Origin of the sequence: Litorivivens lipolytica, from assembly GCF_014191715.1 — a bacterium.
GTDB classification, from domain to species: Bacteria; Pseudomonadota; Gammaproteobacteria; order Pseudomonadales; family Spongiibacteraceae; genus Litorivivens; species Litorivivens lipolytica.
In genome coordinates this window covers 1,155,564-1,172,366 of sequence record NZ_JACHWY010000001.1, presented here as the reverse complement: position 1 = coordinate 1,172,366, position 16,803 = coordinate 1,155,564, and the positions used below count along the sequence as shown (strand labels likewise).

Below are 16,803 nucleotides of genomic sequence, written 5' to 3'. Positions count from 1 at the left end.
GGGGTAGTTGTATTGGTAACAACAATAATGGTCGCAGACGGTTTGAATGAGCGCGCGCAAACGCTGCTCAAAGTGCTTGTAGAGCGGTATATCCGGGAAGGTCAGCCGGTAGGGTCCCAGACACTGCTGCAGGACAGCGGCTTGCCGGTCAGTGCGGCTACCGTGCGCAATATCATGGCCGAGCTTGAGGATCGCGGCTACGTGGCCTCTCCCCACACTTCTGCCGGGCGGGTGCCGACCCAGCAGGGCTACCGCTTGTTTGTGGATTCCCTGATTACTGTATCGCCGCTGGAAGGGCGAATTCTCAAAAATCTGAAATCCGAGCTTGATGCCGAGAAGCCCTCGGATGAGCTGATTGCCTCAGCGTCTCAACTGCTGTCATCGCTGACCCGTCAGGCCGGGCTGGTGACCTTGCCCAGTCGTCATCGCCTCAACCTCCGGCAAGTCGAGTTTTTACCGCTATCGGATAACCGTATTCTTGTGATTCTGGTGGTAAATCAGCGCGAGGTGCAGAATCGCGTTATTCGCACAGATAGGCCTTTTGATGAAGCAGAGCTGAAACAGGCGGCCAACTATATCAACCGCCATTTCGCGGGCAAGGATCTGGATACGATTCGCGATAACCTGCTGGCGGCAATGCGCTCGGATAAAGATGATATCGACCGCTATATGGAGGCATCTCTCGATCTTGCGGCCCGGGCACTGGACGTGGGGGAGGGCGATGACAGGCCTTCGGAGTACGTGCTGGCCGGCGAAAAGCAGCTGTTGGATGCGGCAACCCCGGATAACCTCGACAAAATGCGCGAGCTGTTCAGTGCCTTTGAGCGCAAAAAAGACATCTTGGATCTGGTGGATCGCTGTCTGCTGGCCGATGGTGTGCAGATCTTTATCGGCGAGGAATCCGGCTACAAGGCCTTCGGCGATTTCTCCGTGATTACCGCACCCTATCAGCTCGGTGACGGTCGCCCCCTGGGCGTGCTCGGGGTGATTGGTCCGACTCGCATGGCCTATGAAAAGGTCATTCCGATGGTGGATGTGACCGCCCGTATGCTCAGTGTGGCGCTGCGTTCAGGTTAGCCCCAAGCCTCTGTTTTTACTGGTTATTTAATAAAATTCCCGGTCTGCCCTTGAATTCGGCCGGTGTGGCCCCATTGTTTGGCTGCACGGGGTTGGTCTCGTGCCGGATAAAACGATGGAGTAGCAAAGCGTGGCTGAGGAAAAACAGAACGACCAGCAGGAAGCCGCAGAAGCAGCGCAGGCCGAGAGCCAGCCCGAGGCGGTAGAAACCCAATCCGCTGAGGCGGGTGCGAGCGATGCCCTGCAGGCCGAGATTGAGGCTCTGAAACAGGAGCTGGCTGATACCAAGGATCAGGCGCTGCGTACCGCCGCAGAAGCCCAGAATATTCGTCGTCGAGCGGAAATTGACGCCGACAATGCCCGCAAGTTTGCGGTTGAGCGCTTTGCCAAAGACCTGCTGCCAGTGGTGGATAACCTCGAGCGCGCGCTTGAGTCGGCGCCTAAAGATAGCACCGATGACGCCGTCAAGGCCGTGCTGGAAGGTGTCGAGCTGACCTACCGCAGCTTTGCCGACATGCTGGAAAAGCACAACCTCAAAGCCATTAACCCCGAAGGCGAGCCCTTTGACCCGCAGTTGCACGAGGCCATGTCCATGGTTGAGGCGCCGGGTGCCGAGCCGAATTCGGTGATTCAGGTGGTGCAGAAGGGTTACACCCTGAACGAGCGCCTGCTGCGCGCGGCGATGGTCGTCGTTTCAAAGTAATTGTTTCTAGGTAAAAGTTTCCAAGTAACTGATTTTTTAAGTGCCGGCCTTGAAATCAACACAACCGGGCCAATATAGAAAACAGAACGCATTGTAAGTGACCCGCAAGTCGGGCCAAGTGGAGAGATAGACATGGGTAAAATCATTGGTATTGACCTCGGTACCACCAACTCCTGTGTTGCCATCCGGGATGGTGACAAGGTCAAAGTCATTGAGAACGCCGAAGGCGCGCGTACCACGCCTTCTATCGTTGCCTACACCGAAGACGGTGAGGTGCTGGTCGGTCAGAGCGCCAAGCGTCAGGCCGTTACCAACCCTCACAACACCCTCTACGCGGTTAAGCGCCTGATCGGTCGCCGCTTTGAGGACGATGTTGTTCAGAAAGACATCAAGATGGTGCCTTACAAGATCGTCAAAGCCGACAATGGCGACGCCTGGGTTGAAGCCCGTGGCGAGAAAATGGCACCGCCGCAGGTGTCTGCCGACGTTCTGAAAAAGATGAAGAAGACCGCCGAAGACTATCTCGGTGAAGAAGTGACCGAAGCGGTTATTACCGTACCGGCTTACTTTAACGACTCCCAGCGTCAGGCGACCAAAGATGCCGGCCGCATTGCCGGTCTGGACGTCAAGCGCATCATCAACGAGCCGACGGCGGCTGCGCTGGCTTACGGTATGGACAACCTCGAAGGTGATCGCACCATCGCGGTTTACGACCTGGGTGGTGGTACCTTCGATATCTCCATCATCGAGATCGCCGAAGTCGATGGCGAGCACCAGTTTGAAGTACTGGCCACCAACGGTGACACCTTCCTCGGTGGTGAGGACTTCGACCTGCGCCTGATCGATTATCTGGCGAGCGAGTTCAAGAAAGACAACAGCATCGACCTGAAAGGCGATCCGCTGGCGATGCAGCGTCTGAAAGAGGCCGCAGAGAAAGCCAAGATCGAGCTGTCTTCCAGCCAGCAGACTGAAGTGAACCTGCCCTATATCACTGCAGACGCTTCCGGTCCGAAACACTTGGTCGTGAAACTGACTCGCGCCAAACTGGAGTCGCTGGTAGAGGATCTGGTCGAGCGTTCACTGGAGCCCATGAAAGTGGCTTTGAAAGATGCCGGTCTGTCGGCTTCTGAAATTGGCGACGTGATTCTGGTCGGCGGTCAGACCCGTATGCCAATGGTTCAGAAGAAAGTGGCCGAGTTCTTCGGCAAGGAAGCGCGCAAGGACGTGAACCCCGACGAAGCGGTGGCCATGGGTGCTGCGATTCAGGGCGCGGTTCTGGCCGGTGACGTAAAAGACGTACTGCTGCTGGACGTTACTCCGCTGACCCTGGGTATCGAAACCATGGGCGGTGTTGCGACGCCGCTGATCGAGAAGAACACCACGATTCCGACCAAGAAGTCGCAGATCTTCTCAACGGCTGAAGACAACCAGACCGCGGTAACCATTCACGTGGTGCAGGGTGAGCGTAAGCAAGCTGCCCAGAACAAGTCTCTGGGCCGTTTCGATCTGACCGACATTCCGCCGGCACAGCGCGGTATGCCTCAGATTGAAGTGACCTTCGATATCGATGCCAACGGTATCCTGCACGTGTCTGCCAAAGACAAGGCGACCGGCAAGGAGCAGTCCATCGTGATCAAGGCCTCTGGCGGCTTGAGCGATGAAGACATCGACAAGATGGTGCAGGAAGCGGAAGCCCACGCCGACGAAGACAAAAAGTTCGAAGAGCTGGTAACCGCACGCAATATGGCCGAAGGTTTGGCCCACGCCACTCGCAAGACGCTGGCAGATGCCGGCGACAAGGCGAGCGACGAAGAGAAGGCCGCCATTGAAGCCGCGCTGGCCGAAGTGGACGAAGCGGTGAAAGGCGATGACAAGGAAGCCATCGACGCCGCTGCCCAAAAACTGGGTGAGGCCTCCAACTCTCTGGCCCAGAAGATGTACGCCGAGCAGGCGGCTCAAGCTGAGGGCGGGGAACAGCCCGATGGCGATGCCTCCAGTGCCGACGACGTCGTGGATGCAGAGTTTGAAGAAGTTAAGGACGACGACAAGAAGTAATAGAGCGTCTAACGTCGGGCTCCGTATGACGGGGCCTGATGCATGACGGAAGACGCCGGGCCTTAGTGTCCGGCGTTTTGGCTTAAGCTGGTGGTACGGACAACAACATGTCAAAACGCGATTATTACGAAGTATTGGGTGTCGAAAAGGGCGCTTCGGATCAGGAAATCAAGAAGGCCTATCGACGTCTGGCCATGAAGTTTCACCCGGATAGAAACCCGGATGATGAAACGGCCAAGGCGCGTTTTCAGGAAGCCAGTGAAGCCTACGAAGTGCTGTCTGATGAAGAGAAGCGCAGCGCCTACGACCGCTTTGGCCATCAGGGTGTTGATGGTATGGGCGGCATGGGTGGCGGTGCCGGTGGTGGTTTCGGCGGCGGCAGCTTCAGCGATATCTTCGGTGACGTGTTCGGCGATATCTTTGGTGGTGGTGGCGGTGGCCGCGGCCGGGGTGGCCCGCAGCGCGGCTCAGATCTGCGCTACACCCTGGAAATCGATTTGGAGCAGGCTGTTCGCGGCACCACTGCCAAGATCAAGATTCCGACGCTAGTCGCCTGTGAGCCCTGTGACGGTTCCGGTGCCAAGCCTGGCAGCAAGCCAGTGACCTGTGCCACCTGTGGTGGTGTGGGTCAGGTGCGCATGCAACAGGGCTTTTTCTCGGTGCAGCAGACCTGCCCGGCCTGTCATGGCAAGGGCAAGACCATTTCAGATCCCTGTAGCAGCTGTCATGGTCAGGGTCGGGTCGAAGAAACCAAAACCCTGTCGGTTAAAGTGCCGCCCGGTGTCGATACCGGTGACCGCATTCGTCTGGCCGGTGAAGGTGAAGCCGGTGCTGATGGCGGTCCGGCGGGCGACCTTTACGTGCAGATGGCTGTTAAGGCGCACCCGATTTTCGAGCGCGATGGCAAGCATCTGTATTGCGAAGTGCCTATTTCCATTGCCGATGCGGCCTTGGGTGGTGAGCTGGAAGTACCGACCCTGGATGGGCGCGTAAAACTCAAGATCCCTGCTGAGACGCAAACCGGCAAACTGTTCCGTCTGCGTGGCAAGGGCATCAAACCCGTTCGCGGTGGCGCGGTCGGCGACTTGTTGTGCCGTGTGGTGGTGGAAACTCCGGTCAACCTCAACAAGAAACAGAAAGAGTTGCTGGAAGAGTTTCAGCGTTCGCTGGAAGGGGATTCCCATTCCCCCCGCCGCAAAAGCTGGTTTGACGGCGTTAAAGATTTCTTTGACGATCTGAAAATCTGACAACCTGACTGATAACGGACAAAACAATGACCACCCGAATTGCAGTAACCGGCGCCGCTGGCCGCATGGGCAAAACCCTGATTGAAGCGATAAATCTGGCTGAAGGCTGCGAGCTCACAGCGGCACTTGAGCGCCCGGATAGCTCGCTTGTTGGTGCCGACGCGGGCGAATTGTCTGGCCTTGGCAAAAATGGCGTGAAGGTCTCGGGCAGTATCGATGAGGTCATCAATGACTTTGATGTGCTGATCGATTTCACCGTACCCGCAGCCACGCTGGCTAACGCCAAAGCCTGTGGTGCCGCCGGCAAAAAAATCGTGATCGGAACCACAGGTTTCAGCGTAGAGCAAAAGGCTGAACTGGATGCGGCCGTTGCCGAGATTGCGGTTTGTCAGGCATCCAATTTCAGTACGGGCGTGAATCTCTGTTTCAAGCTTTTGGAAATGGCTGCTGGCGTGCTGGGTGACGATGTCGATATCGAAATCGTTGAAGCTCATCATCGTCATAAAATCGACGCGCCGTCTGGTACCGCGCTGAGCATGGGGCAAGTGGTTGCCGACACCCTGGGTCGTAATCTGCAGAAGGTTGCGGTCTACGGTCGTGAAGGTCAGACCGGCGCCCGTGAGCGCGAAACCATCGGCTTTGCTACCGTCCGCGGCGGCGACGTGGTCGGTGATCACACGGTCAGCTTCTTTGCCGAAGGCGAACGAGTAGAAATCACGCACAAGGCCAGTTCTCGTATGTCCTTTGCCCGCGGTGCGGTCAGGGCGGCGAAGTGGTTGGCGGATCAGGGCGCGGGTCGTTACGACATGCGCGACGTATTAGGTTTTAACTAGGCGGTATCAACAACCGCCTCAGGGAGGGGCGGTTGGATATTATCGATCTTTGCGAGCGGGGCTTTATTCCCGACGCGTTGGCGCGTGCTGGCATGCGCCGCTTGATTGCTCAGCGATTGGTTGACGAAGCCAACGGCGACGGCGAAGCGCGCAGTGAGCGCTTCAATCACTTCATCGATGAGCTGCGCAACAGCCCCATCGCGATCAATACCGACGATGCCAATGAGCAGCACTATGAAGTGCCGGCAGAGTTCTTTCACGGCCATCTCGGTTCCCATCTCAAATATTCCTGTTGTCTTTATCCGCGCGGCGATGAAAGTTTGGATGAGGCAGAGCGCTTGATGCTGGAGTTATATGCTGAGCGGGCAAAACTTCAGGACGGCATGCGCATTCTCGATTTGGGCTGCGGCTGGGGTTCCTTGTCGCTTTGGCTGGCTCAGCGCTATCCCAACGCGGAGATTGTCGGTTTGTCCAACTCCCACGGGCAGCGCGAATTTATTCTCAATCAAGCGAAAGCGCGTGGTATTGATAATCTGACCATCTATACCGGTAGTATTGTCGAATTCGAAATGCCCGCCGACGAAGCTCCTTTTGATCGCGCCCTGTCGATCGAAATGTTTGAACATATGAAAAACTACGGCGCGCTGTTGGAGAAACTGCGGCCCTGGTTGAAAGACGATGGTCGCCTGTTTGTGCATATTTTCATCCACAAGCTGCTGGCCTACCACTTCGAAGACAAGAGTCGCGATGACTGGATGACTCGCTACTTCTTTTCTGGCGGCACCATGCCCTCGGAGCATTTGCTTTATCATTTTCAGCGGGATTTCACGGTTGAGCGACACTGGTGGGTGAGCGGGCAGCACTATGAAAAAACCGCTAACCAATGGCTGGAAAAGCTTGATAGTCGCCGTCGGGAGCTAATGCCCGTGCTGGAGGCTTGCTACGGTGCCGATGCTGCGATCTGGTTTCAGCGCTGGCGGATGTTCTACATGGCCGTGGCTGAGATGTTTGGGTTTGATGGTGGCAATGAGTGGGGGGTTGGTCACTATTTATTGGCTCCAAGTTAAATAGCACCAAGGCAAATAGATTTCGCTGCGCTTGCCCGCCCGGGGCGTGCTCACTATCATGAGGCGCCTCTGATCGGCCGTCGCCGATAGCTGCCAGGAAGTCCCTACGTGTCACGAGTCTCAATCGCCCTGCCCGAAACCTTTCAATACACCACCGAGCTCCCTGTACTGATCAGTCAGGTTAATAGTGGCCGTCACTTGGGTAATGATGCGGTGGTCAGTGTTTTGAATGAGGTTCGGGCGCGCTTTACTCGCCAGCAAGGGTTGCTGGAAAATGACCCGGAGCGGGGCCTCATGATGGTTAATGCCGATCTCGCGGTGGTCTATCAGTCGGAAGCCCACTACGGGGATATACTTATTGCCTCAATCGCCGCGGTGGACTTTCATCGGTGTGGATACGATTTCGTTTACCGGCTGACGGACAAGGCGAGCGGGCGCGGTATCGCTGTGGCGAAAACCGCCCATATCCTGTTGGATCAGACAACGGGCAAGCCGCTATCCGAACCTGCTGGCTATTTCGACTGTCTGCGCTGAGCTTTTTCTCCGCATACGCCGCTGAACGTTGATTCTCAACCATCTGGCAGGGAGGGCTTTGCGATGGCTTGGAAAATACTGGTGGCACTGTTTGGTGCTGTGCTGCTCGGCCTTGAATTAGCGGGGCGTACGCTTGCTTCGAATTCGGCGGGCGGCATCCCGGCTGTGCTGCATGCTGCTGGCGATGCACAACTTTCTCTTCCTGTTCTCTTAGTTGCCTTATGCCTCATCGTGGTTTTGGTCGCTGCGGCGCTCTATGCCGCGCTGGTCAAGCCGATCAAAGATATCGCTGAGGGTGTTGGCCGAGTCCATCCGGGTCGCGCCGATGTCTCATTGCCACATCAGGGGAGCAGCGGTGTGCTGGGCGCGCTGGCGAATGCTGTGGCTGAGCTTGTCGAGCGGCAGTCTCGAGAATTGGCGGAAGCGCAGACCGCTGGACAGCAGGCGGCTAGGCAGGTTGAGACTCTGGAGTTGCGGCTTGCGGACAGGGAGCGTGAATTAGAGGCCCTTAGGGAGCACTGTGCGACATTGCAGGGGGTCGATGAAGCGACGGATTTGCCGAATCGGGCCGCCTTTGATGCCGAGTTGGATCAAGAGCTGTTGCGGATAAAAAGAAACGGCAATCCACTGGCAATTGCCCTGTTTCAAGTGTCTCAGCTGGAATTGCTGAATTCCCGCATGGGAGCCAATCAGGCGAATATGATCATGCGGAATATTGGTCAGACTATCCGTCAGTCTGTGCGCATTACTGACTACGTGGCTCGCTATGACGACCATACCTTCGTGCTTATGCTGCCTGAGACACCGGCTCGCAGTGCCGCCACGGTTGTAGAAGACATTCATCGTTTGCTGGGGAGTGGGGAATACACCTTGCCGGTAGGAGTGGGGCCGCTGAAAATTGCGGCTGGACTGGCTTCAACTGACGTTGATCCTAACGTCCTTGAGGCAATTCCCACCCGGCTGGCGCAAGCAGTATCGCGTTCACTGGAAAATGAAGGACGGCAAGTTGAAGTTGCCTGAAAGCTTTTTCGCGACTTGGGTGGACAAATTTAGGTAAGTTCGCGTAAAATCGCGCGCCAGAATCCTGTGGCCGGTGAAGCCGGTGAGCCGATTACGGTATACCGAAAGCGAGATGGGGCCCTCATCTCGCTTTTTTGCGCGCGCCCACTTTATCCGTCCGTGTTCTGGCCCTTTCAGGGGGCTTTGTAACACGGCAGTCTGTTACCCAAGGAGGTTTGCTTGACGGTTCCAGCTATACTCGCCCTCGCCGATGGCAGCATATTCAGGGGTATCGCAATAGGGGCCGAAGGCCACTCCGTCGGCGAGGTGGTGTTCAACACTGCCATGACCGGTTATCAGGAGATCCTGACCGACCCCTCCTATGCGAAGCAACTGGTTACCCTGACTTACCCGCACATCGGGAATACCGGGGTCAATGAGGAAGACGAAGAGGCCGCAGAAATCTGGGCTTCCGGTCTGATCATTCGCGATCTACCGATGTTGGCGAGCAATTTCCGCAGCCAGCAGAGTCTGTCGGACTACCTCAAGGCCAGAAATATCTGCGGCATAGCCGATATCGATACCCGTCGTTTAACCCGTATTCTGCGCGACAAGGGCGCTCAGAACGGTTGCCTGATGGCGGGCGAGATTGACGAAACTAAGGCCCTTGAGTTGGCAAAAGGCTTTGCCGGGCTCAAAGGTATGGATCTGGCGCAAGAAGTCACCACTCAGAGCAGCTACGCCTGGCGTGAAGGCTCCTGGGAGCTGGGTAACGGACACCCGACCCGCGACGAAAGCGAGCTGCCCTACAACGTTGTGGCCTACGACTTTGGTGTGAAGCGCAACATTCTGCGCATGCTGACCGATCGCGGTTGTCGCCTGACGGTGGTGCCGGCCAAAACCCCGGCGGCCGACGTGTTGGCGATGAAGCCCGGCGGTGTCTTCCTTTCCAATGGTCCTGGCGATCCGGAACCCTGTGACTACGCGATTGAAGCGATCCGCGAGATCGTCGATACCGGCATCCCGGTATTCGGCATCTGTCTCGGCCACCAGCTGTTGTCGTTGGCCTCTGGCGCCAAGACTATGAAAATGAAGTTTGGTCACCACGGTGCCAACCACCCGGTGCAGGACCTGAGCACGGGCGTGGTACATATCACCAGCCAGAACCACGGTTTCGCGGTAGATGAAGACACGCTGCCAGCTAACCTAAAAGCGACCCACAAATCGCTGTTTGATGGCAGCCTGCAAGGCGTGCACCGCACCGACAAGCCGGCCTTCAGCTTTCAGGGGCACCCGGAAGCGAGCCCCGGCCCGCACGATATTGCGCCGCTGTTTGATCACTTTATCGAGCTGATGCAGGCCCACAAGGGCGAGTAATCGCCCGCACGCATCACTGCACGGGGCAGCCTGCGGGCCGCCCCAGAACTCAAGAACACTGGATTCGGACGGTTACGATAACGCCATGCCAAAACGCACAGACATACAATCCATTCTTATCCTCGGTGCCGGCCCCATTGTGATCGGGCAGGCCTGTGAGTTTGACTACTCCGGTGCCCAGGCCTGTAAGGCGCTGAAGGAAGAAGGCTTCCGCGTCATTCTGGTGAACTCCAACCCAGCCACCATCATGACCGACCCGGCCATGGCCGATGCAACCTACATTGAGCCCGTACAGTGGACCACGGTTGCCAAGATTATTGAGAAAGAGCGCCCCGATGCGGTGCTGCCTACCATGGGCGGTCAAACAGCGCTGAACTGTGCGCTGGATCTGGAGCGTGAAGGTGTCCTGGAAAAATACGGCGTTGAGCTGATTGGTGCGACCGCCGAGGCCATCGACAAGGCGGAAGACCGCCAACTGTTCGACCAGGCCATGAAGCGCATCGGTCTTGAAACGCCGCGCGCGGCGCTGGCACACAGCATGGAAGAGGCGCTACAGGTGCTCGACTCCATCGGTTTCCCGGCCATTATTCGTCCCTCCTTCACCATGGGTGGCAGCGGTGGTGGTATCGCCTATAACCGGGAAGAATTCGTTGAGATCTGTGAGCGCGGTCTGGATCTGTCGCCCACCAACGAGCTGTTGATCGACGAATCCCTGATCGGCTGGAAAGAGTACGAGATGGAGGTTGTCCGTGACAAAAATGACAACTGCATCATCGTTTGTGCCATCGAAAACTTTGACCCGATGGGCGTACATACGGGTGACTCCATTACCGTCGCCCCGGCTCAGACCCTGACCGACAAGGAATACCAGATCATGCGCAACGCCTCCTGTGCGGTGTTGCGTGAGATTGGCGTTGAAACCGGCGGTTCGAACGTACAGTTCGGTATCGATCCTAAAACCGGCCGGATGGTGATTATCGAGATGAACCCGCGGGTGAGCCGCTCTTCGGCGCTGGCGTCGAAAGCCACCGGTTTCCCGATCGCCAAAGTCGCTGCCAAGCTGGCAGTGGGTTACACCCTCGACGAGCTGCAGAACGACATTACCGGCGGTGCAACACCGGCCTCCTTTGAGCCGGCCATCGATTACGTGGTCACCAAGATTCCGCGCTTTACCTTTGAGAAATTTGGCGAAGCCCAGCCGCGCCTGCACACCCAGATGAAGTCGGTGGGTGAGGTGATGGCGATTGGCCGCTCTTTCCAAGAGTCCGTACAGAAAGCCCTGCGCGGTCTGGAAGTCGGCTCCTCCGGTTTTGAACACAAGATTGATACCGATCGCAGCGATGCCCGCGAAACGCTGGTGGGCGAGCTGACTAACCCCGGTCCCGAACGTATCTGGTACGTGGGTGATGCCTTCCGTATGGGGATGAGCGTGGATGAAGTCTACGATTACTCCGGCATTGATCCCTGGTTCCTGGTGCAGATCGAAGACATCATTAAAACCGAAAACAGCCTGAAAACTGTGAAGCTGGAAGAGATTGATGCTGCGCATATGTTCCAGCTGAAGCGCAAGGGCTTTTCCGATCAGCGGCTGGCGGTCTTGCTGGGCGTTGGCAAAACTGCCGTGCGTGAGCATCGCCATGCGCTCAACGTGCGCCCGGTATTCAAGCGCGTTGATACATGTGCTGCCGAATTCGCCACCTCTACGGCGTATATGTACTCCACCTACGAGGAAGAGTGCGAAGCGAACCCGTCTGACAAAGACAAGATTCTGGTTATAGGCGGCGGCCCCAACCGCATTGGTCAGGGCATCGAGTTTGACTACTGCTGTGTGCACGCGGCACTGGCCATGCGCGAAGACGGTTACGAGACCATTATGGTCAACTGTAACCCCGAAACAGTTTCTACGGATTACGACACGTCTGACCGCCTGTACTTCGAGCCGGTAACGCTGGAAGACGTGTTGGAAATTGTCGACAAGGAAAAACCCAAGGGCGTTATCGTTCAGTTTGGTGGTCAGACGCCATTGAAACTGGCCCGCGCGCTGGAAGCGGCTGGTGTGCCGATTATCGGTACCACGCCGGATGCGATTGACCGCGCTGAAGACCGCGAGCGCTTCCAGCAAATGATCAACAAGCTGGGCCTGCTGCAGCCGCCGAATGCGATTGTGCGCTCAGTTGAAGAGGCGATGAAAGTTGCCGAGCAGATTGGCTACCCGCTGGTGGTTCGCCCGTCTTATGTGCTGGGTGGCCGCGCCATGGAGATCGTCTACAAGGAAGACGAGCTTGAGCGTTACATGGTGCAGGCGGTTCATGTCTCCGAAGATTCACCGGTACTGCTGGATCACTTCCTGAATGCCGCCGTTGAGGTGGATATCGATGCGGTATCTGACGGCAAAGACGTGGTCATCGGCGCCATCATGCAGCATATCGAGCAGGCGGGGGTTCACTCGGGTGACTCGGCCTGTTCACTGCCGCCTTACTCGCTGCCGGCCGATGTGCAGAACGAAATGCGCGAACAGGTCAAGGCGATGGCCGTTGAGCTGGGCGTAAAAGGTCTGATGAACGTGCAGCTGGCCTGGCAGGACGGCAAGATATACGTGATTGAGGTGAACCCGCGTGCCTCGCGTACCGTGCCCTTTGTGTCCAAGTGTATCGGTGTGTCTCTGGCTAAAGTGGCGGCGCGCTGTATGGCCGGCACCACATTGGCCGAGCAGCAGTTCACCGAAGAGGTTGTACCGAGCTATTTCAGCGTGAAAGAAGCGGTCTTCCCCTTCAATAAATTCCCCGGTGTTGACCCGATCCTCGGCCCGGAAATGAAATCTACCGGTGAGGTTATGGGGCTGGGCGAAAGCTTTGCAGAAGCCTTCTCCAAAGCTCAGCGCGGTGCGGGCGAGAAGCCGCCCAAACCCGGTCTTGCCTTTATCAGTGTGCGCAATCCTGACAAACCTGGCGCCATTGAGGTGGCCCGTAAGCTGGTAAGCTTCGGCTTCACCCTTTGCGCGACTCGCGGCACGCACCAAGTGTTGACTGAAGCCGGTCTTGAGTGCAAGCGCGTTAACAAGGTGAAAGAAGGCCGCCCCCATATCGTAGATATGGTGAAAAACGGCGAGATCAAACTCATCATCAACACCACTGAAGGTAAGCAGGCGATCGCGGACTCGTCCACCATTCGCCGCTCGGCACTGGCGGGCAAAATTCCCTACACCACAACGCTGGCAGGTGCAGAAGCGATTTGCATGGCCATTGAATTTGGTGAGGAGAAAGTGGTTCGCCGCCTGCAGGACGTACATAGAGGGATTTTGCAATGAGCCAGGTGCCGATGACCGTAGAAGGCGAGGCCAAGCTACGGGAAGAACTGAAGCGACTGAAAACCGAAGAGCGTCCGCGCATTATTCAGGCCATTGCCGAGGCTCGCGAGCACGGCGACCTGAAAGAAAATGCGGAATACCATGCGGCGCGCGAGCAGCAGGGTTTTTGTGAAGGTCGTATCAAGGAGCTGGAAGGCAAACTGTCGGAAGCGCGCGTTATCGACGTCAAGCAGTTGCCCAATACCGGTAAGGTGATCTTCGGTGTAACCGTTAGCCTTGTGAATTGCGAAACCGACGAAGAAGTGCGCTATCGCATTGTCGGAGAAGATGAAGCCGACGTAAAAGCAGGCAAAATCTCGGTCACTTCACCCATTGCCCGTGCTCTGATCGGCAAGGTAGAGGGTGACGTGGTGGTCGTTCGCGCCCCCGGCGGGGAAGTGGAGTACGAAATCGACAAGGTTGAGCACCTCTGAGGTGCTCTTACCGTAGCTGATCTGATCGTGTGACTTAGCGCAGCGCGTTTAACGTAACAGATTCGACAGTCGCGGATTCGGCTTTTTCGCGGCGCGATAAAGCAACAGCACTTTGCCGATGGCTTGCACCAGTTCCGCTTTATGAGTCTCACAGAGGTGCTTGGCAACCAGTTTGCGGTCTTCGGGCTCCGGGATCGCCAGTTTCACCTTGATCAGTTCATGATCTTCCAGCGCACGTTCCAGCTCGGCCTCAACCCCTTCGGTGACACCGCGTCCCGCAATCATCACCACTGGCTTGAGTTTGTGGCCAATAGCGCGCAGCTGTTTGCGTTTTGCTGTATCCATCTGGTCTTGATCCGAGTGCTGAAAAGGGCGCGTATTGTACTCAAAAGGTATACTGTGCGCGACCAGATTGACCAACCAACCTTTAATCAGGGCAAGTTTCTTGGCTAAAAAACGATCGGCGTCCAGTGGTGCCTGGCTCAGAGAGCATTTTGATGACCACTACGTAAAACAGGCCAAACGCGAGGGTTACCGCTCGCGTGCCTGCTATAAGTTGCTGGAAATACAGGAAAAAGACCGGCTTTTAAAGCCGGGGATGAGTGTGCTCGACCTGGGCGCAGCGCCCGGTGGCTGGTCGCAGGTGGCGGCGGAGATCGTCGGTGAAAAGGGCCGGGTAATCGCCACCGATATCCTGGAAATGGATACGCTGGCCGATGTGGAGTTTCTGCAGGGGGATTTCACTGAAGATTCGGTATTTGAGGAACTGCTGAGAATTATCGGTGACCAACCGCTAGACCTTGTAATTTCCGATATGGCCCCCAATATGAGTGGTATGAGTGCCGTTGATCAGCCGCGTTCCATGTATCTGGTCGAATTGGCTCTCGATATGGCCCGTCGGGTTTTGCGTCCCGGCGGGGTCTTTCTCAGCAAGGCCTTTCACGGTGAAGGTTATGAGGAATTTTACCGTGACATGAAGGGCAGCTTTGAGTCTTCTGTTACCCGCAAACCCAAGGCCTCGCGGCCCCGCTCCAGAGAGGTTTATGTGCTGGGTAAGGGCTTTAAGGGCTAGGTCAGTTTTCATGGCCGCTCCATCGGTTCTGTAGTAGAGTGGATGGTTGAAATAGTGAGGGAAAGGCGTGTTTTCAGCGCCCGAACCAGAGAGGTTTCCTTTTGAACGATATGGCAAAAAACCTGTTGTTGTGGCTGATCATCGCGGCCGTTCTGCTGTCGGTGTTCAACAACTTCAGTGTTAAACCCAATCCCGATACGCTGACCTATTCCCAGTTTATCCAGGAAGTTCGCAACGACCGCATCGAGAAGGTGACGGTTGATGGTCTCGTGATCCGCGGTCTGCGCCGCGACAATTCCGATTTCGAAACCGTGCGCCCGATGATTGAAGATCCCAAACTCATGGATGATCTCTACAATCACAATGTTGAGGTGCGCGGTACCAAGCCGGCTGAACAAAGCATCTGGTCGCAATTGCTGATCGCCAGCTTCCCCATTCTTATCATCATCGCGGTGTTCATGTTTTTCATGCGCCAGATGCAGGGTGGTGCCGGCGGCGGTGGTCGCGGCGGCCCCATGGCCTTTGGCAAGAGCAAGGCGCGCCTGCTGAGCGAGGATCAGATCAAAACCACCTTTGCCGATGTGGCGGGTGTGGATGAAGCCAAAGAAGACGTGCAGGAACTGGTTGAGTTTCTGCGCGATCCGGGCAAATTTCAGCGCCTCGGTGGCCGAATCCCGCGCGGTGTGCTGATGGTGGGTTCACCCGGTACCGGTAAAACCCTGTTGGCGAAAGCCATTGCCGGTGAGGCCAAGGTGCCGTTTTTCTCGATCTCGGGCTCTGACTTTGTCGAAATGTTTGTGGGCGTGGGTGCTTCCCGGGTGCGCGACATGTTCGAACAGGCCAAGAAGCAATCGCCCTGCATTATCTTTATCGATGAGATCGACGCGGTCGGTCGTCATCGTGGCGCCGGTTTGGGCGGTGGTCACGACGAGCGTGAGCAGACCCTGAACCAGCTGCTGGTTGAAATGGACGGTTTTGAAGGCAACGAAGGCGTTATCGTTATCGCTGCCACCAACCGCCCTGACGTGCTGGACCCTGCGCTGCTTCGCCCCGGTCGTTTTGACCGCCAGGTTGTGGTCGGACTGCCGGATATTCGCGGTCGCGAACAGATTCTGAAAGTGCATATGCGCAAGGTGCCATTGGCGGACGACGTGAATCCGTCACTGATTGCGCGCGGTACGCCCGGTTTCTCCGGTGCGGATCTGGCTAATCTGGTTAACGAAGCTGCCCTGTTTGCAGCGCGAGCCAACTCTCGGGTTGTCGGGATGGATCAGTTTGATCTGGCCAAAGACAAGATCATGATGGGCGCCGAGCGCAAATCCATGGTTATGTCCGACAAGGAAAAGCTCAATACCGCCTACCACGAAGCGGGTCACGCCATTGTGGGGCGCATCGTGCCCGAGCATGATCCGGTCTACAAGGTCAGCATCATTCCGCGCGGTCGTGCGCTGGGTGTGACCATGTTCCTGCCGGAAGAAGATCGCTACAGCCACAGCCGCCGCCATATTGTGAGCCAAATCTGCTCGCTGTTCGGTGGCCGGATAGCGGAAGAAATGACGCTGGGGCGTGATGGCATTACCACGGGTGCGTCCAACGATATCAAGCGAGCCACCGAGCTGGCGCGCAGCATGGTGACCAAGTGGGGCCTGTCCGAGAAGATGGGGCCACTTTTGTACGATGAGGGCGAAGAGGAGGTCTTCCTCGGTCGCTCGGCCACTCAGCACCATAAGAGCGTGTCTGAGGAAACCGCGCGCGAAATCGACGAGGAAGTGCGCAGCATCATCAACGAGTGCTACGCCCGCGCCGAAAGCATTCTGAAGGAGCACCGCGACAAGCTGGATGTGATGGCTGATGCCCTGATGAAGTACGAAACCATCGACTCGCACCAGATTGATGACATCATGGCGGGTCGTCCGCCGCGTGAACCTTCGGATTGGGGCAACAACAACCCGCCCAAGGGTGGCGACGGTGTGAAAGCCGACAGCGATAAAAAGGATGATCCGAAGGAAGGCCCGATTGGCGGTCCGGCGAGTAATCATTAAGTCGCAACACAAAACCA

The 16,803-nt window shown here is 56.8% G+C and carries 14 protein-coding genes; 13 read left to right on the top strand and 1 reads right to left on the bottom strand.

Going from position 1 to position 16,803, the window contains the following annotated elements:
• Window positions 1–12 precede the first annotated feature (12 nt).
• From hrcA to greA, 11 genes are all read left to right on the top strand, one after another.
• Window positions 13–1,077: a heat-inducible transcriptional repressor HrcA gene (gene hrcA, locus FHR99_RS05375; protein ID WP_343067407.1), complete on the top strand. Its 1,065-nt coding sequence runs from the start codon at window positions 13–15 to the stop codon at window positions 1,075–1,077.
• Window positions 1,078–1,207: 130 nt separating this feature from the next.
• Window positions 1,208–1,780, top strand: a complete 573-nt coding sequence (grpE, locus tag FHR99_RS05370) for a nucleotide exchange factor GrpE (RefSeq protein WP_183409493.1) — start codon at window positions 1,208–1,210, stop codon at window positions 1,778–1,780.
• A gap of 132 nt (window positions 1,781–1,912) precedes the next feature.
• Window positions 1,913–3,835, top strand: a complete 1,923-nt coding sequence (dnaK, locus tag FHR99_RS05365) for a molecular chaperone DnaK (RefSeq protein ID WP_183409492.1) — start codon at window positions 1,913–1,915, stop codon at window positions 3,833–3,835.
• Window positions 3,836–3,942: 107 nt separating this feature from the next.
• Complete coding sequence (gene dnaJ / locus FHR99_RS05360) at window positions 3,943–5,082, top strand: molecular chaperone DnaJ (protein ID WP_183409491.1); 1,140 nt, start codon at window positions 3,943–3,945, stop codon at window positions 5,080–5,082.
• Between the two features lie 26 nt (window positions 5,083–5,108).
• On the top strand, window positions 5,109–5,915 hold the full coding sequence (dapB, locus tag FHR99_RS05355) for a 4-hydroxy-tetrahydrodipicolinate reductase (protein ID WP_183409490.1): 807 nt from the start codon (window positions 5,109–5,111) through the stop codon (window positions 5,913–5,915).
• 32 nt (window positions 5,916–5,947) lie between these two features.
• Window positions 5,948–6,982: an SAM-dependent methyltransferase gene (locus FHR99_RS05350; protein WP_246386458.1), complete on the top strand. Its 1,035-nt coding sequence runs from the start codon at window positions 5,948–5,950 to the stop codon at window positions 6,980–6,982.
• Between the two features lie 108 nt (window positions 6,983–7,090).
• Window positions 7,091–7,516 carry a thioesterase family protein gene (locus FHR99_RS05345; protein WP_183409489.1) on the top strand — a complete coding sequence of 142 codons (426 nt, stop codon included), beginning with the start codon at window positions 7,091–7,093 and terminating at the stop codon, window positions 7,514–7,516.
• Between the two features lie 63 nt (window positions 7,517–7,579).
• Window positions 7,580–8,536 (top strand): GGDEF domain-containing protein, encoded by a 957-nt coding sequence (locus tag FHR99_RS05340; RefSeq protein ID WP_183409488.1) that lies wholly within the window; start codon window positions 7,580–7,582, stop codon window positions 8,534–8,536.
• Window positions 8,537–8,755: 219 nt separating this feature from the next.
• Window positions 8,756–9,892, top strand: coding sequence for a glutamine-hydrolyzing carbamoyl-phosphate synthase small subunit (gene carA, locus FHR99_RS05335; protein ID WP_183409487.1), 1,137 nt, complete (start codon window positions 8,756–8,758; stop codon window positions 9,890–9,892).
• 85 nt (window positions 9,893–9,977) lie between these two features.
• Window positions 9,978–13,199: a carbamoyl-phosphate synthase large subunit gene (gene carB, locus FHR99_RS05330; RefSeq protein WP_183409486.1), complete on the top strand. Its 3,222-nt coding sequence runs from the start codon at window positions 9,978–9,980 to the stop codon at window positions 13,197–13,199.
• Window positions 13,196–13,672: a transcription elongation factor GreA gene (gene greA / locus FHR99_RS05325; RefSeq protein WP_183409485.1), complete on the top strand. Its 477-nt coding sequence runs from the start codon at window positions 13,196–13,198 to the stop codon at window positions 13,670–13,672. Before carB ends, greA begins: the two co-directional genes overlap by 4 nt.
• Before the next feature lie 48 nt (window positions 13,673–13,720).
• Here greA and yhbY read toward each other — a convergent pair whose 3' ends face one another.
• Window positions 13,721–14,017, bottom strand: a complete 297-nt coding sequence (gene yhbY / locus FHR99_RS05320; protein WP_183409484.1) for a ribosome assembly RNA-binding protein YhbY — start codon at window positions 14,015–14,017, stop codon at window positions 13,721–13,723.
• 100 nt (window positions 14,018–14,117) lie between these two features.
• On the opposite strand from yhbY, the gene rlmE reads away from it, so the two are divergent.
• Together rlmE and ftsH are read left to right on the top strand one after the other, a co-directional pair.
• Window positions 14,118–14,744: a 23S rRNA (uridine(2552)-2'-O)-methyltransferase RlmE gene (gene rlmE, locus FHR99_RS05315; protein WP_183409483.1), complete on the top strand. Its 627-nt coding sequence runs from the start codon at window positions 14,118–14,120 to the stop codon at window positions 14,742–14,744.
• Between the two features lie 110 nt (window positions 14,745–14,854).
• The gene (ftsH, locus tag FHR99_RS05310) at window positions 14,855–16,786 is read left to right on the top strand and encodes an ATP-dependent zinc metalloprotease FtsH (RefSeq protein ID WP_183410177.1); all 1,932 of its coding nucleotides are present in this window, start codon (window positions 14,855–14,857) and stop codon (window positions 16,784–16,786) included.
• The last annotated feature ends 17 nt before the right edge of the window (window positions 16,787–16,803 follow it).

Bases quoted from the DNA above. Each gene is read 5' to 3' on its own strand.
- dnaK (WP_183409492.1), top strand. From the start codon at position 1,913: ATGGGTAAAATCATTGGTATTGACCTCGGTACCACCAACTCCTGTGTT.
- dnaJ (WP_183409491.1), top strand. From the start codon at position 3,943: ATGTCAAAACGCGATTATTACGAAGTATTGGGTGTCGAAAAGGGCGCT.
- dapB (WP_183409490.1), top strand. From the start codon at position 5,109: ATGACCACCCGAATTGCAGTAACCGGCGCCGCTGGCCGCATGGGCAAA.
- FHR99_RS05340 (WP_183409488.1), top strand. From the start codon at position 7,580: ATGGCTTGGAAAATACTGGTGGCACTGTTTGGTGCTGTGCTGCTCGGC.
- carB (WP_183409486.1), top strand. From the start codon at position 9,978: ATGCCAAAACGCACAGACATACAATCCATTCTTATCCTCGGTGCCGGC.
- greA (WP_183409485.1), top strand. From the start codon at position 13,196: ATGAGCCAGGTGCCGATGACCGTAGAAGGCGAGGCCAAGCTACGGGAA.
- yhbY (WP_183409484.1), bottom strand. From the start codon at position 14,017: ATGGATACAGCAAAACGCAAACAGCTGCGCGCTATTGGCCACAAACTC.
- ftsH (WP_183410177.1), top strand. From the start codon at position 14,855: ATGGCAAAAAACCTGTTGTTGTGGCTGATCATCGCGGCCGTTCTGCTG.